General features: G+C 71.6%; 15 protein-coding genes and 1 tRNA gene. 3 read left to right on the top strand and 13 right to left on the bottom strand.

Annotated elements, in window-relative coordinates; genetic code table 11:
• Positions 1 to 87: 87 nt before the first annotated feature.
• Positions 88 to 1,344 (top strand): IS256 family transposase, encoded by a 1,257-nt coding sequence (locus ACWDA7_RS13190; RefSeq protein ID WP_450604192.1) that lies wholly within the window; start codon positions 88 to 90, stop codon positions 1,342 to 1,344.
• A 41-nt stretch (positions 1,345 to 1,385) separates the two neighbouring features.
• Here ACWDA7_RS13190 and ACWDA7_RS13185 read toward each other — a convergent pair whose 3' ends face one another.
• The 4 genes from ACWDA7_RS13185 to ACWDA7_RS13170 all read right to left on the bottom strand — a co-directional run bounded on the left by ACWDA7_RS13185 (position 1,386) and on the right by ACWDA7_RS13170 (position 4,657).
• On the bottom strand, positions 1,386 to 1,700 hold the full coding sequence (locus ACWDA7_RS13185; protein ID WP_450604220.1) for a DUF6416 domain-containing protein: 315 nt from the start codon (positions 1,698 to 1,700) through the stop codon (positions 1,386 to 1,388).
• A 407-nt stretch (positions 1,701 to 2,107) separates the two neighbouring features.
• Positions 2,108 to 3,340 (bottom strand): hypothetical protein, encoded by a 1,233-nt coding sequence (locus tag ACWDA7_RS13180; RefSeq protein WP_450604191.1) that lies wholly within the window; start codon positions 3,338 to 3,340, stop codon positions 2,108 to 2,110.
• Positions 3,341 to 3,680: 340 nt separating this feature from the next.
• Complete coding sequence (locus ACWDA7_RS13175; RefSeq protein ID WP_450604190.1) at positions 3,681 to 4,034, bottom strand: tyrosine-type recombinase/integrase; 354 nt, start codon at positions 4,032 to 4,034, stop codon at positions 3,681 to 3,683.
• Entirely contained in the window at positions 3,926 to 4,657 is a 732-nt protein-coding gene (locus tag ACWDA7_RS13170; RefSeq protein ID WP_450604189.1) for a tyrosine-type recombinase/integrase, read from the bottom strand. The genes ACWDA7_RS13175 and ACWDA7_RS13170 overlap by 109 nt, the downstream gene beginning before the upstream one ends.
• A gap of 425 nt (positions 4,658 to 5,082) precedes the next feature.
• On the opposite strand from ACWDA7_RS13170, the gene ACWDA7_RS13165 reads away from it, so the two are divergent.
• Positions 5,083 to 5,154, top strand: a tRNA-Val gene (locus ACWDA7_RS13165).
• Between the two features lie 44 nt (positions 5,155 to 5,198).
• Here ACWDA7_RS13165 and ACWDA7_RS13160 read toward each other — a convergent pair.
• From ACWDA7_RS13160 to ACWDA7_RS13145, 4 genes are all read right to left on the bottom strand, one after another.
• Positions 5,199 to 5,486, bottom strand: a complete 288-nt coding sequence (locus ACWDA7_RS13160) for a TFIIB-type zinc ribbon-containing protein (protein ID WP_450604188.1) — start codon at positions 5,484 to 5,486, stop codon at positions 5,199 to 5,201.
• 74 nt (positions 5,487 to 5,560) lie between these two features.
• Positions 5,561 to 6,502 (bottom strand): phosphotransferase family protein, encoded by a 942-nt coding sequence (locus ACWDA7_RS13155; RefSeq protein ID WP_450604187.1) that lies wholly within the window; start codon positions 6,500 to 6,502, stop codon positions 5,561 to 5,563.
• A 255-nt stretch (positions 6,503 to 6,757) separates the two neighbouring features.
• Positions 6,758 to 6,967 carry a hypothetical protein gene (locus ACWDA7_RS13150; protein WP_360991917.1) on the bottom strand — a complete coding sequence of 70 codons (210 nt, stop codon included), beginning with the start codon at positions 6,965 to 6,967 and terminating at the stop codon, positions 6,758 to 6,760.
• Between the two features lie 199 nt (positions 6,968 to 7,166).
• Positions 7,167 to 7,442, bottom strand: coding sequence for a hypothetical protein (locus ACWDA7_RS13145; RefSeq protein WP_450604186.1), 276 nt, complete (start codon positions 7,440 to 7,442; stop codon positions 7,167 to 7,169).
• Between the two features lie 196 nt (positions 7,443 to 7,638).
• Between ACWDA7_RS13145 and ACWDA7_RS13140 the strand changes: the two genes are divergently transcribed.
• Entirely contained in the window at positions 7,639 to 8,946 is a 1,308-nt protein-coding gene (locus ACWDA7_RS13140) for a serine/threonine-protein kinase (RefSeq protein WP_450604218.1), read from the top strand.
• Positions 8,947 to 9,009: 63 nt separating this feature from the next.
• On the opposite strand, the gene ACWDA7_RS13135 is transcribed toward ACWDA7_RS13140, so the two are convergent.
• The 5 genes from ACWDA7_RS13135 to cbiE form a co-directional block, all read right to left on the bottom strand.
• Positions 9,010 to 9,402, bottom strand: coding sequence for an NUDIX domain-containing protein (locus ACWDA7_RS13135; RefSeq protein ID WP_450604185.1), 393 nt, complete (start codon positions 9,400 to 9,402; stop codon positions 9,010 to 9,012).
• Positions 9,403 to 9,414: 12 nt separating this feature from the next.
• Positions 9,415 to 10,233: a TrmH family RNA methyltransferase gene (locus ACWDA7_RS13130; RefSeq protein WP_432925725.1), complete on the bottom strand. Its 819-nt coding sequence runs from the start codon at positions 10,231 to 10,233 to the stop codon at positions 9,415 to 9,417.
• An 89-nt stretch (positions 10,234 to 10,322) separates the two neighbouring features.
• Positions 10,323 to 11,555, bottom strand: a complete 1,233-nt coding sequence (gene cobA / locus ACWDA7_RS13125; RefSeq protein WP_450604184.1) for a uroporphyrinogen-III C-methyltransferase — start codon at positions 11,553 to 11,555, stop codon at positions 10,323 to 10,325.
• A 210-nt stretch (positions 11,556 to 11,765) separates the two neighbouring features.
• Positions 11,766 to 15,299, bottom strand: coding sequence for a nicotinate-nucleotide--dimethylbenzimidazole phosphoribosyltransferase (cobT, locus tag ACWDA7_RS13120; RefSeq protein ID WP_450604183.1), 3,534 nt, complete (start codon positions 15,297 to 15,299; stop codon positions 11,766 to 11,768).
• A 344-nt stretch (positions 15,300 to 15,643) separates the two neighbouring features.
• Complete coding sequence (cbiE, locus tag ACWDA7_RS13115; protein WP_450604182.1) at positions 15,644 to 16,855, bottom strand: precorrin-6y C5,15-methyltransferase (decarboxylating) subunit CbiE; 1,212 nt, start codon at positions 16,853 to 16,855, stop codon at positions 15,644 to 15,646.
• Positions 16,856 to 16,958 lie beyond the last annotated feature (103 nt).

Here is a 16,958-nt window from a genome sequence, read left to right as displayed (position 1 = left end):
TGGACGCGAAGGGCGTACCTTCCCGAATGATCGACTTCTGGTCATCGAGTAGGCCGACGTTGCACCGTCGGCCGGGAAGGCACGCCCGTGCTCAGCGTAGTGAATGCCGACGGTTCCACTGAGACCGGCTCCCTGATTGACGACATCGTCCGCGAGGGTGCGAGGCGGATGCTGGCAGCCGCACTGGAGGCCGAAGTCAACGCCTACATAGCCGAGTTGGCCGACCAGTGTGACGAGGCGGGCAGGCGTCTGGTGGTCCGCAACGGCTACCACCGCGAGCGGTCGGTGACCACGGCCGCCGGCCCCATCGAGGTCAAGGCGCCGCGGGTCAACGACCGGCGCATCGACGAGGCGACCGGCGAGCGCAAGCGGTTCTCCTCGAAGATCCTGCCGCCGTGGTGCCGCAAGTCGCCGAAGGTCTCCGAGGTGCTGCCGCTGCTCTACCTGCACGGACTGTCGTCCGGGGACTTCGTGCCCGCGCTGGAGCAGTTCCTGGGCAGCTCGGCCGGGCTGTCGCCGGCCACCGTGACGCGGCTGACCAAGCAGTGGCAGGACGACCACGCCGCCTTCCAGGACCGCGACCTGTCGCAGTCTGACTACGTGTACGTGTGGGCCGACGGAGTGCACCCCAAGGTCCGCCTGGGCCAGGCCCGTTCCTGTGTCCTGGTGCTGATGGGCGTGCGCACCGACGGCTCCAAGGAGCTGATCGCGCTGGCGGAGGGGCTGCGGGAGTCGACCGAGTCGTGGGCCGACCTGCTGCGCGACTGCCGCCGTCGCGGCATGCGCGATCCTGAACTGGTCGTCGGGGACGGCGCGATGGGCCTGTGGAAGGCCCTCGCGGAGGTGTTCCCCAATGCCCGGCATCAAAGGTGCTGGGTTCACAAAACCCGGAATGTCGTGAACGCCCTGCCGAAGTCCGCACAACCGGGCGCGAAGAAGGCCCTGCAGGAGATCTACAACGCCGAGGACCGCACCCACGCCGAGAAGGCCGTCACGGCGTTCGAGAAGGCGTACGGCGCGAAATGGCCGAAGGCCGTGAAGAAGATCACTGACGAGGTCGACGAGCTGCTGGCGTTCTACGACTTCCCCGCCGAGCACTGGATCCACCTGCGGACCACCAACCCCATCGAGTCGACCTTCTCCACGGTGAAACTCCGGACCAAGGTCACCCGCGGCGCGGGCAGCCCGGCCGCCGCCCTGGCGATGGTGTTCAAGCTTGTCGAGTCCGCCCAGGCCCGCTGGCGCGCGGTCACTGCACCCCACCTCGTCGCCCTCGTCCGGGCCGGCGCCCGCTTCGAGAACGGTCACCTCGTCGAACGCCCTGAGGAACCCGCCGCAGCGTGACACACCTCAACCGACCCACAACTCTTGACAGTTGCTCCAGATTACGCGGCGTCGAGCTGAGCGGCCAGGAACACCGCTGCCACCGAGGGGCGCACTGCGTACGTTGCACCCGCGCTCCCCTCGGGAGCCTCCCACCAGTAGAACGGAAGCCGCCGCTCACTGTTGCTGTGTCCCTTGCTCATCCCGGACAACACCCCTGCCACGCGCCGCGCCGGATCACTCTCGTTCGGCCCGCCCAGGGCCTTATCCACCAACTCCGTGCAGTGGATACTCCGGCCAGGGTTGCGCAGCAGGTACTGGAACACCAGCCGGGCCTGCGGCGCGAGTTCGGTCAAGAACATCGCGGCGCGCTCCAAGTCCTCCGGACCCCATTCCGAGGATCCGTAGTGCCCCGCTTCACCAGAGTGCTTAGCCCATCGTGGATCAGCCTCAGTCAGATACGCCGTCATGCCCGCCCCCAACAGTTCTAGCGTGTGTGTCGTTCGCACCGTACAGATCCGCCAGGACACTGCGTGTCGAATCCGTGTCGAAGTTCTACCGGCAAGCAGCTCAGCTGCGGAAGAGCCACAGGTCAAGAGGAGGACGGGACGCAGACACAGAGCGCCTTCTAGGCGCCTGGGCTCTCGGCACGTGCCACGGCTGTGGACCAATAGCAGTCCGGCGGGTTGCCTCCACGGGTGCGGAGGTAACCCACACACGAGCGCGATGCGCGCCGCGTATCAGCAGGAGGGGCTGCCCAGTCACCGTAGCCCTTTTCGAACCGTCAGGCCCGGATCATCGAGCCAATGCACCGCGAGCCGTTGATCTCGACGACTGCCGCCGGGCTTGCGCCTTGGGGCAGCTTCGTGTCGTCCAGGTCGCAGAGCAGACGCTCCACGTCGACGACGAGCGATCCATAGACATGCCACGCATCGGGCGTGCCGACTGCTCCCCGGTCGATGAGATCGGTCATCCCGGCATGCCAGGTACGCATACGCTCGATCACTGTGTGCAGGTGCCTTTGGGCATCGACTTCAGTCGAGCCAGCCGCCGCTCCGATCCCGGCATAGGTTATGAACACCTGCCCTGCCAGATCGAGAGCTTCGGCGTATCGAACAGCGAAGCCGCCGTTCAAGCCGGGGTGTGCGCCTTGAACGAGGCTGTCGGCCAGTGTCCTGGCGATGCCGCGCACCTGAAACGACGCCGTGTGCAGCACCTCCAAGGCTCCCTCATGGATCTGGATCATGTGTTGCCTTCGAGCCCCAGCTCGGACGTTCCAGCGCAGACTTTCCGCCGATGTTTGTACCTCCTCCCGTGCCTCCGAGAGCTGCTGCTCCAGGTCGCGTGCCCGCTCCAGCCAGATGGAGGCGTGGCTCAGGGACCGTTCCCCCTCCAGCCCTCGGCCCATGTCCCGCAGCAGCGTGCCGGTGCAGCGGGCCAGACGTCGGACGGCAGCGTCGGACTGGGTGAGGTGCGTCGATGGAAGGATCAAGGCGTTGACCACGACTCCCACCACGGCGCCGGTGAGGGTGGAGGCCACGGGGGAGACCACGTGTCCGACCGGAGCCGCGGCAGCAGCTGTCAGGGTGATCAACGCAGTCGATGCGATTTGGAGCCGGTCCTCGCCGTTGCCCCGTCTGCCGGTGAACAGCACCGCTGTCAGGACGGCCAGGATGCCTCCTGCGGTGGCCCCCAGCAGCCAGGCGGCGGCGACAGCCAGGAACACTCCCAATACCTGGATCCCCACTCGGCGCACGGCATGGACGACCGAGCTGTACACCGTAGGCGCGTTTGCCATGAACAGTGCAGTGGCCACACCCAGGAACTGTTGCTGTCCCGGTAGCCACAGGGCGATGAGCTGCCACGTAAACACTGTCGCGATCAGGCTCTTTACGCCGTGCAGGACGTACCCGCTCCGGCCCGAGCCGATCGTCCTGATCCGGCCCAGCAGCGCCACCAAGGCCTGCGCTGTTGCCGTCGAGCCACCACGGTACCGATCAGTGAGAGAAACACGCACGCCGAGCAGGATGTCTGATGTTTTCTATTTGTCCAATGATGTAGCTCACTTTAGCTCGGCGCCGCGGGAACCCCACGCGGTGGGGGACGAGCGTGTGGCACGCACGTCCGGGCTGTTTTGTGGGGGACGCGCCATGACCGATACGCAGGACGTCTGCCCGGTTGCACCTCCGTAATGCGTCCCACAGAGATGCCCCTTCGCGGGGTGACACCGACCGGCCCTCCCGCGCGTGGGTGTGCTCCTGCGGGCCGTTGGCAGCGCGTTGCTGCGCCGGATGATGACCTGCCAGCAGCCGCGTGGGCGGCCTACTCCGCAGCCTCGATAGACCACCCCATGTTGATCAGGCCACCGCGTCGCCCACTTCCGGGTCTTCCATCTCCTCCTCTTCCTGATCTTCGGCGAAGATGTCATCCATCGCTTCGGCACCCTTCGTGATCACAGGCCGGAGCTGTTTGCGGTAGACCGCCTGCGTGGTGGCCTGACTGCTGTGACCGACCAGCAGGGCGATGGTCTCCAGCGGGATGCTGTGGTCGGAGAGCAGGGACACGAAACTGTGCCGAAGCTCCCGCGGGGTCCACTCAGGCTTCAGTCCAGCCTTCTTGACGATGGCCTTGAAGTCTCGCCAGACGTTGGCCACGTCGAGCGGCTCGCCGCTCCGGGTCGTGAAGACGCGGCCGGCTGGGCTCCACTCCATGTCTCTCGATGCCGCTCCTGCTTCTGCCACCGCTTGTGCTCTTCGAGGACGTCCACCACCTGCTTCGGTAGGGCGATGGTCCGGCGGCTCTTCTTGGTCTTGGTCTCGCCGTGCTTGCGCACCGAGCGCCACACGGCGACGTGGGGCGGGATGCCGTCCGTCGTCTCCAGGAAGACGTGATCCCAGGTGATAGGCCGGGCCTCTTCCGTGCGTACGCCGCTAAGGAGCCAGAGCACGAGGTAGGCGTACAGCCGTGACGGGCGTGCGGCAGTGAGCACAGCCTTTGCCTGCTCCACGTTCAAGGCCTTGCTCGGACGTCCGGGGCGTCCTTCCGGCGCGGTGACGAGTAGGGCGACGTTTCGCGCGGCCTTGTCCCTGCGCTGAGCGTGCTCAATGGCTCGGCGCAGGATGGCGAGCAGGTCGCGGAGGCTGCGCATCACGAGGAATTCGGCCCTGTCGTCCAGCCAGTCGTCGACGTCGTCCGCGCTGAAGTCCTTCAGCTTGGCCTTGCCGATGTACGGGATGAGGTGCTTGTTCGCCATCGAGCGGTTCTTGCCGATGGTGCCCTTCTCGTCGCACCCCTTGAGACCGCGCTCCAGCCAGTCGTTCACCGCGTCGGCCACGGTGTATCCGAGAACGGCAAGAGACTGCCGTGGACAGTCACGGACTGTGCGTCGAGTCGGCACGCAGACCAGCGCGCAACTGGTCAGCTCTCCGCGGTTTCGACCGCGTTCGGGACGAAGAGGTCGTGTGCCACAGCCGGGCCAGATCCGGACGACCAGGGCTGAGCCCCCTCTTGATCGAGGCGCTCGCGGCCCTTGCCTGCGGTCTGGCTACGCCCGGCTTCCGGCCGAGGCGAGCCGCCGGACGATCGACACCTGATCGGCCTCACCCAGCCCAGAGGGTGAGGGAGCCACTGGGGGAGCCAGTGAGGGAGCCACCCGGCGCAGACACTCCTGGACGACGGCGGACGGACGCGGACGCCGGAGCCGAATTGGCGCAGGTGGCGGAGGATGCGCTACTGTCTTCCACGTCGCCAAGGCGACGAGGACGATTAGCTCAGCGGGAGAGCGCTTCCCTGACACGGAAGAGGTCACTGGTTCAATCCCAGTATCGTCCACACACGGAAGCCCCCGGCCCTGCGGCCGGGGGCTTCTTCGCGTCTCAGCTGGAGAACAGCATGTGGGCGAAGCTCTTGTGACCGTGATGACCGTAGTGGCCGTGACCGCCGTGGTGGCCGCCGTGCGGGGCACCCCAGGCGGGAGCCGCCGGGTAGGCCTGCGGAGCGGGCGGGGGCGGCGGGGCGGGCTGTGCCCACTGGCTCTCCAGACGGGTCAGCGTCTCCAACTCCCCGTAGTCGAGGAAGATGCCGCGACAGCCGCTGCACTGCTCGATCTGGACGCCGTTGCGGTTGTACGTGTGCATCGGCGCATGACACTTCGGACACTGCATGGTCGGCTCAACTCCTCGCCGGTCGGTGGTGCTTCGCCAGGTAAGGACTCCCTCCCCCGCTGGCCGGTTGCAGCTTACGTCGCACATCCTTGCGTCAATTCGGGTGGGGTGGTGCCCATTCGGGCGCAGGCGTCGACCACGGCCTGCTCGACCTCGTCCAAGGGGCGGCGGGCGGCCGCGGACTTGGCCACGGCCAGGGCCGCCGTCTGCACGGTGAGGGCGCGGGCGGGCACGTCGAGGGCGGGCCAGGGGTCGCCGGCGGAGGGAACGGCGGGGCCGCCCTCGCCCCGGTACGCCGCGAGGAAGCGGGACCACTCGTCGGGCGGGAGCAGTCCGCATGCGTACCAGGCGGCCGGGCGGGCCAGGTCCCAGGCCGGGTCGCCGACGCCGAGGTCGTCGACGTCGATGAGGAGCCAGGGACCCGTCCCGGCGGGGTGGCGCACGAGCTGGCCGAGGTGGAGGTCGCCGTGGCAGAGGGTGCGGGCGGACGGTGCGGGAGCCTCCGCGCGGGCCCAGGCCGGGAGCGCGGCCCAGGCGCGGAGAACGGGCTCGGCGGCGGGGTGCGGGCCGGCCGCGCTCAGCCGCCGGATGGCCCGCGCGGCCTTGGCGGGTCCGCGCATCGGCGGAAGGCCGGGCGGGGCGGGTGCCCGGTGCAGCCGCGCGAGGAGGGCAGCGGCCGCCTCCCAGGGGGCGGCCTCCGGGGTGTCGGGATCCACAGGGGTTCCGTACGGCCAGAAGGTCACCAGACGGCCGTGGAGGGGGACGGGGGCGGGGCGGAGGGGGGCGAGGATGGTGTCGGGCAGCCCGGCGGCGGCGGTGAGGCGGAGCTTGAGGTGGGCGGGGTCGGTGCCGGGGGCGTGGGCCTTGGCGACCGTGGCACCGTGGCGGACGACAGTGGCACTGTCACTGCGCTCGGCGAGGACCGTGTGAGCGGTCGGGCAGTGGCAGTCAGTGCCGGGACTCGTATGCACCGCGGCACGTGCGGTCGCGGCGAGTGCGGGCAGAAGTGCGTTCACGGGTCCCCTCGGATGCCTACGGCTCTGTCCGGGAGCGTACGTGGCGGGGGTCGGCCGCAGATGAGGTGTGCCGGCGCCGGGACGGCGATCGACCGGATCCGCGAGCGCGGTGCCGCTCCGGCCCGGAAACGGCGCAACGCCCGCGCAGCTCCCCAGCTGCGCGGGCGTTTGTGCCGTCCGCCGCACCCCCGTCCCCACGGGGTTTCATGGGTGGATGTCCCCGCCCGGACCGCTCTTCCGGGCCCGGGGCGCCGCTCAGCGCCCCAGCATCACTCCCACGGACGACGCTTGTGTGACCACTGCCTCCCAGCCGCCGAAGGCGTACACGAGCAGGGCCGCCAGGGGGAGGACCATCGCGGTCGCCACCAGCGGGTGGCGACGGCCCTGACGGTGCGTACCGAACGCGAGGCCGAACGCCTTGCGTCCCTGCGTGCGGACCAGCGTCCGCGGTGCCGTCTGGGCCATGGTCCCTCTCCTGACCGTTGTGTGGTTGTCGTCGGCAGCGGCGGGTGACCGACCTCGGGGGACGAGTGCTGCACCCGCCGCTTGACCTCAAATCTAGGATCCTGGCGCCCCCGGGGCGTCATGCCCTCGTATCGATTGCCTGGCCTCCCGGAGGATGAGCGATGACCTGTGGTGTACTCCCCTGGGTGGAGACGGGGTCCTAGTTCTCAGGGTCATCCCCGAGGGGGCGTCCGCTACGCCCCTTCTGCTCGGATCCGTCCTCCCGTGGAACCGGCTGCTCCACCAGTGCGAGCACCCGGTTCGCCATGAAGCGGGCCGTCCGTACGACAGTCCCACTTCGGGTGACTTCGCTCACTTCCACCACTCCCCTGCGCACCGCCGTCTCCACCCGGCGGCCCGCCCTGCTCGCCACCACCTCGTACGTGCGCGTCGTGTCACCGGCGTCCACGACTATCTCCACACGATCACCCTTCACGGGCTCAAACCCCCTTCGACGTAGGGTGGTTGAGATCAAGGGTGATGCGAAACCGCCCTGCTCGCACGCCCCCTGACCACCTCTCAAGTCTCCCACCCGGCACTGACAATCGATCGATGGGAGAGGGCGCGGCCTCTGCGCGCACCCGGGCGCGGAAACGTAAGCTGTGGCTCGTCAAACGGACCGGGCAGCGGGGATGGACATGGCGATGATGCGCCTGAGGCGTGAGGACCCGCGTGTCGTCGGCTCGTTCAGGCTTCACCGGCGGCTCGGCGCGGGCGGGATGGGCGTCGTCTACCTGGGCTCGGACAAGCGCGGCCAGCGTGTCGCCCTGAAGGTGATCCGGCCCGATCTAGCGGAGGATCAGGAGTTCCGGTCGCGGTTCGCGCGTGAGGTCTCGGCGGCACGGCGGATCCGCGGCGGATGTACGGCGAGACTGGTGGCCGCCGATCTGGAGGCGGACCGTCCGTGGTTCGCCACGCAGTACGTGCCCGGCCCCTCCCTGCACGACAAGGTCGCCGATGCGGGCCCCCTCACCGCCGCCGAGGTGGCCGCGGTGGGCGCCGCCCTGTCCGAGGGGCTCGTGGCGGTGCACGAGGCCGGGGTCGTCCACCGCGACCTCAAGCCGTCCAACATCCTGCTGTCCCCGAAGGGGCCGCGGATCATCGACTTCGGCATCGCCTGGGCGACGGGCGCCTCGACGCTCACGCACGTCGGCACGGCCGTCGGATCGCCCGGCTTCCTCGCCCCCGAGCAGGTGCGCGGGGCCGCCGTCACCCCGGCCACGGACGTGTTCTCGCTGGGCGCCACGCTCGCGTACGCGGCGACGGGGGACTCGCCGTTCGGGCACGGCAGTTCCGAGGTCATGCTCTACCGAGTGGTGCACGAGGAACCCCAGCTGCACGGCATGCCGGACGCGCTCGCCCCGCTCGTCCGCGCCTGTCTGGCGAAGGACCCCGAGGAACGGCCCAGCACGCTCCAACTCTCGCTGCGGCTCAAGGAGATCGCGACCCGGGAGGCCCAGGGGCTCGGGGATGTGCGGCCGCCGTCCCAGCGGGGCGAGCCGGACCGGCCCACGGGGCGGCTCGCGGAGCAGTACGCGGATCAGCGCACCGTGCGGCGGCCGCCGGGGCCGGGTACTCCCCCGCCCCGCAGCAACGGCTCCCGGCCGGGTGCGCGCCCGACACCGGCGCAGCGCAACTCGACCCGCTCCGGCGGCCGGCCCGTGCCGCGCAGCGGCGCCGGACGCCCCGCCCCTCGGACCACCGGAACCGGGCGGCGCCCGGCCAATCCGCGGCTGCTGCGCCAGCGCCTGTTCGTCTTCGTGGTGGTGACGCTGCTGGTGGCACTGGGCATCGCGGCGGCCCAGGGCTGCCAGGGGCCCGCGCGAGGGCTGGACGACGGGAGCGCCCACCGGGACGTCCGGCCCGAGCGGTCGTACGCCTCCCCGGCCGCCGCTCTCATGACCGACCGGCACCGCGGCGGGCTGAGCCAGGCCAGCTGACGGGTGAGCACCGAGCGGCGCCCGCGCTGATCCCGGCGCCCGTGCTCGGACGCCGGGGGACCGTCACAGCTGCGGCAGGATCCGTTCGAAGAACTCGCGGTCGCCGTCGAAGACCGGGTCCATCGCGAGGAACTCCTCGGCGGTCACCCAGCGGGCGTCGCCGACCTCCCCCGGGTCGGCGACCACCTCGTCCGTGCCCGGGTCCGCGGTCCACCAGTGAAGGCGGAAGATCCCGTCGTCGGTCTCGGACTGCCAGACCTTGGCCAGCGGGCGGACGGTCAGACCGACCTCCTCACGGACCTCCCTGACCAGCGCCTCCTCCTGGGTCTCGCCGGGTTCGAGCGTGCCGCTGAGCGGGGCCCAGTAGCCGGGGCGGCGTGCCGCGGGACCGCGTTTGATGACGAGCAACCGGTCGGCGCGGCGCAGCACCGCGACGATCGCGTCTCGCTGGGCCATCGGCCTGTCCGATCAGAGCTGGGGGCGGCCCGTGGCCACCGCGTAGAAGGCGACGGCCGCCGCCGCGCCCACATTGAGGGAGTCCACGCCGTGGGCCATGGGGATGCGGACCCATTCGTCCGCAGCGACGAGCGCCTGGGTCGACAGACCGTCGCCCTCCGCGCCGAGCATCAGCGCGACACGGTCCATCCGGTGCGGCGCCGCCTCGTCGAGGCTCTTGGCCTTCTCGTCCGGTGTGAGCGCGAGCAGCGTGAAACCCGCCTCGCGCACCGAGTCCAGGCCCTTGGGCCAGGTGTCGAGACGGGCGTAGGGCACCGAGAAGACCGCGCCCATGGAGACCTTCACACTGCGGCGGTAGAGCGGGTCGGCGCAGTCGGGCGACAGCAGCACCGCGTCCATGCCGAGGGCCGCAGCCGAGCGGAAGATGGCGCCGATGTTGGTGTGGTCGTTCACCGACTCCATGACCACGACCCGGCGAGCGGTCGCCAGGAGTTCGTCCGCCGTCGGCAGCGGCTTGCGCTGCATGGAGGCGAGCGCTCCGCGGTGCACGTGGTAGCCGGTGACCTGTTCGGCGAGTTCCGGGCTCACCGCGTACACCGGGGCTGGGAGTTCGTCGATGACGTCCCGCATGACGTCGACCCACTTGGCCGACAGCAGCATGGAGCGCATCTCGTAGCCGGCTTCCTTCGCTCGCCTGATGACCTTCTCGCCCTCGGCGATGAACAGGCCCTCGGCGGGTTCGCGCTTGCGGCGCAGCTCTACGTCGGTCAGGCCCGTGTAGTCGCTCAGACGCGGGTCGTCGGGGTCCTCAACGGTGATGAGATCGGCCACAGGGTGATACTGCCTTGTCCTGGGGGCGGTGCCAACGGCTGGAACGGGCCGGGTTACCGCGGGTTACGAATGGGTCTGTCCGGTTCCTGTCAGCCCACCGGGCGCGGGCCTGTCTGCACGACCTCGCCGATGACGATGACGGCCGGGGGCTTCACGTCCTCGGTCCGCACGGCCTCGGCGACCGTCGCGAGCGTGGCGTCGACCCGGCGCTGGGCGGCGGTGGTGCCCTCCTGGACCAGGGCGACGGGGGTCTCGGGCGCCTTGCCGTGGGCGACGAGCGTGTCGGCGATCTTCCCGATCTTGTCGACGCCCATGAGGATCACCAGCGTCCCCCTGAGCCTCGCCAGCGACGGCCAGTCGACCAGCGAGCGCTCGTCGTCGGGAGCGACATGACCGCTGACCACGGTGAACTCGTGTGCGACACCGCGATGGGTGACCGGGATGCCGGCCGCACCCGGCACCGAGATCGAACTGGAGATGCCCGGGACCACGGTGCACGGGATGCCCGCCTCGGCGAGCGCCTGGACCTCCTCCATGCCGCGGCCGAAGACGAACGGGTCGCCGCCCTTGAGCCGTACGACCGACTTGCCCTGCCGGGCGTGCTCGATCAGCGCGTTGTTGATCGCCTCCTGGGCCATGAAGCGGCCGTACGGGATCTTCGCCGCGTCGATCACCTCGACGTGCGGCGGGAGCTCGGCCAGCAGGTCGCGGGGGCCGAGCCGGTCGGCGATGACGACGTCCGCCTCGGCGAGCAGGCGCCGGCCGCGCACCGTGATCAGATCGGGGTCGCCAGGGCCACCGCCGACCAGCGCCACACCGGGCGTACGCGTGCGGTGGTGCGGGGCGACGAGCGTTCCGTCGCGCAGGCCCTCCACGACGGCGTCGCGGATGGCGGCGGTGTGACGGGGGTCCCGGCCCTGCGGCCGCGTGGTGAGCACGGCCACCGTGACGCCTTCGCTGTGCCCGGTCGCCGGGGTCCAGGCGGTGGCCGCGTCCGCGTCGTCGGAGCGCACGCACCACACGCGGCGGCGCTCGGCTTCGGCGGAGGCGGCGGTGTTGGCCTCGGGGTCGCTGGTGGCGATCAGGGCGTACCAGGCCTCTTCGAGGTCCCCAGGCCGGTACGGGCGCTGCAGCCAGGTGATCTCACCCGCGTCCGCCATCGCCTCCACCGAGGGGGTCGCCTCGGGGGACACCAGGTGGACGTCCGCGCCGGCCGCGATCAGCGCGGGCAGACGGCGCTGCGCGACCTGGCCGCCGCCGAGGACGACCACACGGCGACCGGTCAGACGGAGCCCTACGGGGTATGGGGGGTGTTCGGCCATGGAGGTGCGGCTCCTCGTCCAGGCGGTACGGAAGGGGCCTCTGCGGCGTTGGAGCGGCCCTGACATGGGGATTTTAGGCGCGACGGGCAAGCGCGGAGCCGGGCGGGGCCGGACGACGCGGTCCGATGCGGGCGTCATGCGCGGGCTGTGCCCACCCGTTCCTCCAGAACGGAACGCGTGGGCACAGCCCCGCAGCGGCTTCGCCGGGCCCTACTTCTCGGTGACCCCGGCCGAGTCGAAGGTCGCCACCTCGTGCATCGCCCTCGCCGCGCTCTGCACGAGCGGCAGGGCGAGAAGCGCGCCCGTACCCTCGCCAAGGCGCAGGTCCAGGTCGACCAGGGGGCGCAGCCCCAGCTTGTTGAGGGCGGCCACGTGACCGGGCTCGGCGCTGCGGTGGCCGGCGATGCAGGCCGAGAGGGCCTCGGGGGCGATGGCACGGGCCACCAGGGCCGCGGCGCCCGCGCTGACACCGTCCAGGATCACCGGCGTGCGCAGGGAGGCGCCGCCGAGCAGCAGACCGACCATCGCAGCGTGCTCCAGGCCTCCGAACGCGGCCAGGACGCCGATCGGGTCGGCCGGGTCGGGCTGGTGGAGTTCGATGGCGCGGCGCACGACCTCGGTCTTGCGGGCCAGCGTCTCGTCGTTGATGCCCGTACCGCGGCCCGTCACCTCGGACGGGTCGGTGTCCGTGTAGACCGCGATCAGGGCGGCCGAGGCCGTCGTGTTGGCGATGCCCATCTCGCCCGTGAGCAGCGCCTTGTTGCCGGCCGCGACCAGGTCCCGGGCGGTCTCGATGCCGACCTCGATCGCCTGCTTGACCTCCTCGCGGGTGAGCGCGGGGCCGGTCGTCATGTCGGCCGTGCCCGGGCGGACCTTGCGCGGCAGCAGGCCGGGGGTGGCGGGCAGGTCGGAGGCCACACCCACGTCGATGACGCAGACCTCGGCGCCCACCTGGCTGGCGAAGGCGTTGCAGACCGCTCCGCCGCCGAGGAAGTTGGCGACCATCTGGCCGGTCACCTCCTGGGGCCAGGGGGTCACGCCCTGGGCGTGCACCCCGTGGTCGCCCGCGAAGATGGCGACGGCCGCGGGTTCCGGGATCGGGGGCGGGCACTGCCGGGACAGTCCGGACAGCTGAGCGGAGATGATCTCCAGCATGCCGAGCGCACCCGCCGGCTTGGTCATCCGCTTCTGCCGCTCCCACGCCTCGCCGAGCGCCTTGGCGTCCAGCGGCCGGATGCTCGCCACGGTCTCGGCGAGCAGGTCGTGCGGCTCCTCGCCGGGCAGTGCGCGACGGCCGTACGTCTCCTCGTGCACGACCCAGGACAGCGGGCGGCGCTTGGACCAGCCCGCCTGCATCAGCTCGGGCTCCTCCGGGAACTCGTCGACGTAGCCCACGCACAGATAGGCCACGACCTCCAGGTGCTCGGGCAGGCCGAGGGCGCGAACCATCTCGCGCTCATCGAAGAAGCTGACCCAGCCGACGCCGAGGCCTTCGGCGCGAGCCGCGAGCCACAGGTTCTCCACCGCGAGCGCGGAGGAGTACGGGGCCATCTGCGGCTGGGTGTGCCGGCCGAGGGTGTGGCGGCCGCCGCGGGTCGGGTCGGCGGTGACGACGATGTTCACCGGGGTGTCGAGGATGGCCTCGATCTTCAGTTCCTTGAACTGCTTCGCCCGGCCCTTGGGCAGCGACTTGGCGTACGCCTCGCGCTGACGCTGGGCCAGTTCGTGCATGGTGCGGCGGGTCTCGGCCGAGCGGATGACGACGAAGTCCCACGGCTGGGAGTGGCCCACGGAGGGTGCCGTGTGGGCGGCCTCCAGGACACGCAGCAGCACGTCGTGCGGGATCGGGTCGCTGCGGAAGCCGTTGCGGATGTCGCGGCGCTCGCGCATCACGCGCAGCACGGCCTCGCGCTCGACCTCGTCGTATCCGGGCGCCGCCGGGCCGGTGGACTCTCGTACCTCTTCCACTGCGGCCGTGCTCTCTTCCTGGTCGGCGGCCCTGGTGTCCAGGTCCTCCGCCTGCTGTGCGACTACGGGCTCCGGGTCCGCGGGGAGCGGCTCCGGGGCGGGTGACTCGCCCTCACGGGGGGCGGGAACCGTGGCGACGGGTTCCTCCGGCGCCGGGCCGGCGGCCGGCTGCTCCTGCGGGGCGGCCGCCGCGGCGGGTTCTTCGCCGGTCTGCTGCTCCCGCTCGGGCAGCGGCGGCACACGCAGGGCGTGGGGCGGGGTCGGGGCGAGGTACGGGGTGGTCGGCACCGTGCCCTCGACGGGCACGAAGTGGCCGAGCGAGTGGTCCGCGGAGAACTCCGCACCGGCACCAGGGGCACCGGACTGCTCACCGGACGCGGGCGGTTCGCCGTCCGCCTGCACACCGTGCGGCGGGGTCGAGGACGCCTCGGACTCCGCGGACCGGGCGGAACCCACCGGCTGGACCTGTTCGGGCCCGGCGACCGCAAGGCGCCGCCGCCGGGCGGTGCGTTCCGGCGCGGGCTTCTCGAAGTGCGCCTCCGCGCCTTCTGCTTCTGCCGTGGTGTCCTCGACGGAGCCGACGGGAGCAGCGGGGCGAAGCTCGGGCGCGTGCGGGTCCGGTACGAGGGGCACGGCTTGGACCGGGTCCTCCTCAGCCGAAGCCGAGGCGACGGCGACGGGCTCGGCGGCCGGCGGAGGAGACAGCGCGATGTCGTCGAGGGCGGAGCCGTGGATCCCGGCGCCATGGGAGGGCGTGCCGATGCCGGCGGCGTCGGCCGGTCCGGCGTGCGGGGTCTCGTCCGCCGGGTGTGCGGTGTCCGGTACCGGCGCGAAGGACGCGGCGTCCGGCGCGGCTTCCGGGAACGGCGGGGTGACCGGAACAGGCGAGGCGTCCGCGGACGCTGCCGGCTCGGCGATCGGGGTGTGCGGGAAACGCGGGCCTTCCGGGGCGGGCGTGGCCTCAGCCGTCGGCATGCCCTCGGGGGCGGGTCCGGTGTGCGCCGCGCTCGGTGTGTGCGGGGCCGCCTGCTGTGCCGCAGCCGTGCCCGCGAGGCCGTGGGGAGCGGCCGGGCCGTACAACGGCTCGGGGCCGAACGGCGCACCGAGGGCCTGGAATCCCGCCGAACCAGCCGGGATCGCCTGTGCGTGGAATGCGCCGGACCCCTCCGCGACCATGACCGCGGCCTCGGGCGCGGCCGGCACCGGCTCGGACGCCGATGCAGGGGCGCCCGTTTCTGCGGCCGTCGCCCCGGAACCCACCGCCGGCACGAACTGCGTCTGCGCGGACGCGTCCCACGGCGCCGCCGCCTGCGGGGAGTTCTCCCCCAACTGGTGCACGTCGAGGTACTCGGGGCCGGTCGTCGGCGGCCCGGAGGGACGCATCGGCGCGGCGGCCGGGCCCCGGTCGGCGAGCGAACGCACCAGGCTGGAGGAGTTGTCCGGGGTGGGCGGACCGAGGTGCAGCGGGCGGCGCGCCGGCGTCGCGGGAGGCGGCATCCGCACCGCGCCGACGTCGATCGAGCCGCTGTCCCGGCCGGACGTCTCGTGCGGGCCCGGCTCGTGGTGGAAGGACGCCGGGGCCGGGGCGGGCTGCGGCATCTCGTTGCCCCACGCGCCCTGCTGGCCGGGCATCAGGAGCAGGTCGTCGTCTTCCACGGCGGCGGTGTCGGAGTGGTCAAGGTAGGTGTACGCGCCCGGCGCGAGGACGCCCGGCTGCTCCACCATGCCTGCGTTCTCCGGCAGCCCCTCGCCCGGGACCTGGCCGGTGTCGGTCATGCGTACCCCTCGCCCATCGGTTTAGTGCTTCCACGGCCAGCTCGCCCGGAATGTCGCGCCGACCGCCCGCAGTGAAGAACGAGCGTGCGTGCCCAGCGGCACGAACGACCCGGCAACAATGACGACAAAGCCCTTGAACGGCATTGTCGCGGTCGTCCCGCCGTCACGGCAGGTTGATCCGCGACGACCCACTGTGGACTGCGCCACGTTGCGCGCCCTCCGGTTCTGCCGTACCACACTTGCCTCAAAAGGGGCACAGTTTCCGGACATTGGCTGACGAATGCCGGATCACCCTAGTGCGGTGCGACGGTCGGCCAGCCTACCGCGCCGGTACGACAACCGGATCACGGGGCGCGTTCAGGCAGTCGCCCACTGAGCAGGAACGCGACACTCCGTTCCTTCTCCGTCCAGGCACGCGTGTCGAGTTCGACGGACTGCAGCAGCGCGCACTCGACGTCGTAACCGTGCTCCGAGAGGTCCCTGCCGACGAGTTCGGCCGTGTCGCGGGTCGCGGCATGCGCGACGATGCACTGCGGGCGGCGGTCGGCGACGGCCGAGACCACCGCGGCTCCCCCGCCCCCGACGCGCACGACGTCCGGTTCGGGCAGGTTCTCCAGGATGTGCGGGGCGGTGCCGTGCACGATCTGGAGCTGGACCCCGAAGCGGCGGGCGACGGCAGCCGTACGGCCGCAGGCGTCCGGGTCGCGGTCCACGGCGATGACGGCGGCTCCGCACCGGGCGGCCTCCGCGGCGAAGGCCCCGCTGCCACTGCCGATGTCCCATACGAGGTCACCCACCCGCGGCCCGAGGCGGGCGAGTTGCGTGGCGCGCAGCAGATCCGTTTCGCCTTCGCCGAGTCCCCCGCCGTACGCGTCGGCGGGCAGCGCCCAGCCGCGCGGTCCCGCACCCGGATCGCGTCCGGCGAGCCAGCCGCCGCCGTCGGCCGCGGTCACGGGTCCGCCGATGACGATGACGACGTTGGGATCGCGCCAGGTGTGGTCGGCCGCCTTGTCGGAGGTGACGACCGTGACCTGTTCCCGCTCGGTGCCGAGTTCCTCGCAGATGACGAAGGTGCGGTGGACCCCGACGAGCAGCAGGCCGAGTTCGGCGGGTCCGGCGCCCGGAGAGGTGAGTACGGCGACCTTCGTATGGGCACGGCATACGTTCACGGCCCGTCGCAGGGTGCGGCGGTGTGCGACGACCACCTGTGCGTCGTCCCAGGGCATCCCGGCGCGGGCGAAGGCGGCGGCCACCGAGGAGACCGCCGGCACGACTTCGACCTCGAGGCCGAACTCGGGGGCCCGCAGTGTGCGCACGACGCCGAAGAACCCGGGGTCGCCGTCGGCGAGCACGACCGCGGTGCCGCGGTGCGCGGCGATACGGCGGGCGGCGAGGCCGACGCTGCCGAGGCGGATGCGCTCAGCCGTCGCCGGCACCTCGGGCAGCGCGAGGTGGTGGGCGGCGCCGGCGACGAGCGTGGCGGCGCCGAGGGCGGAGCGCGCCGCGGCGGTCAGCGGCGAGCCGTCCCAGCCGATCACCGTGACCCGGTCGGCCATCGTCGTCAGTCTCCAGGGGGTTTGCGCAGGTCGTCAGGAGGGCAGCCCGCACGGCAGGCACCGTGAGGGTACCCGGTTCGGTTCGGAGCGCCCGCCCCGGGCC

This window comes from Streptomyces sp. NPDC001156 (assembly GCF_053598275.1).
This window is presented reverse-complemented; position numbering and strand designations above follow the sequence as displayed.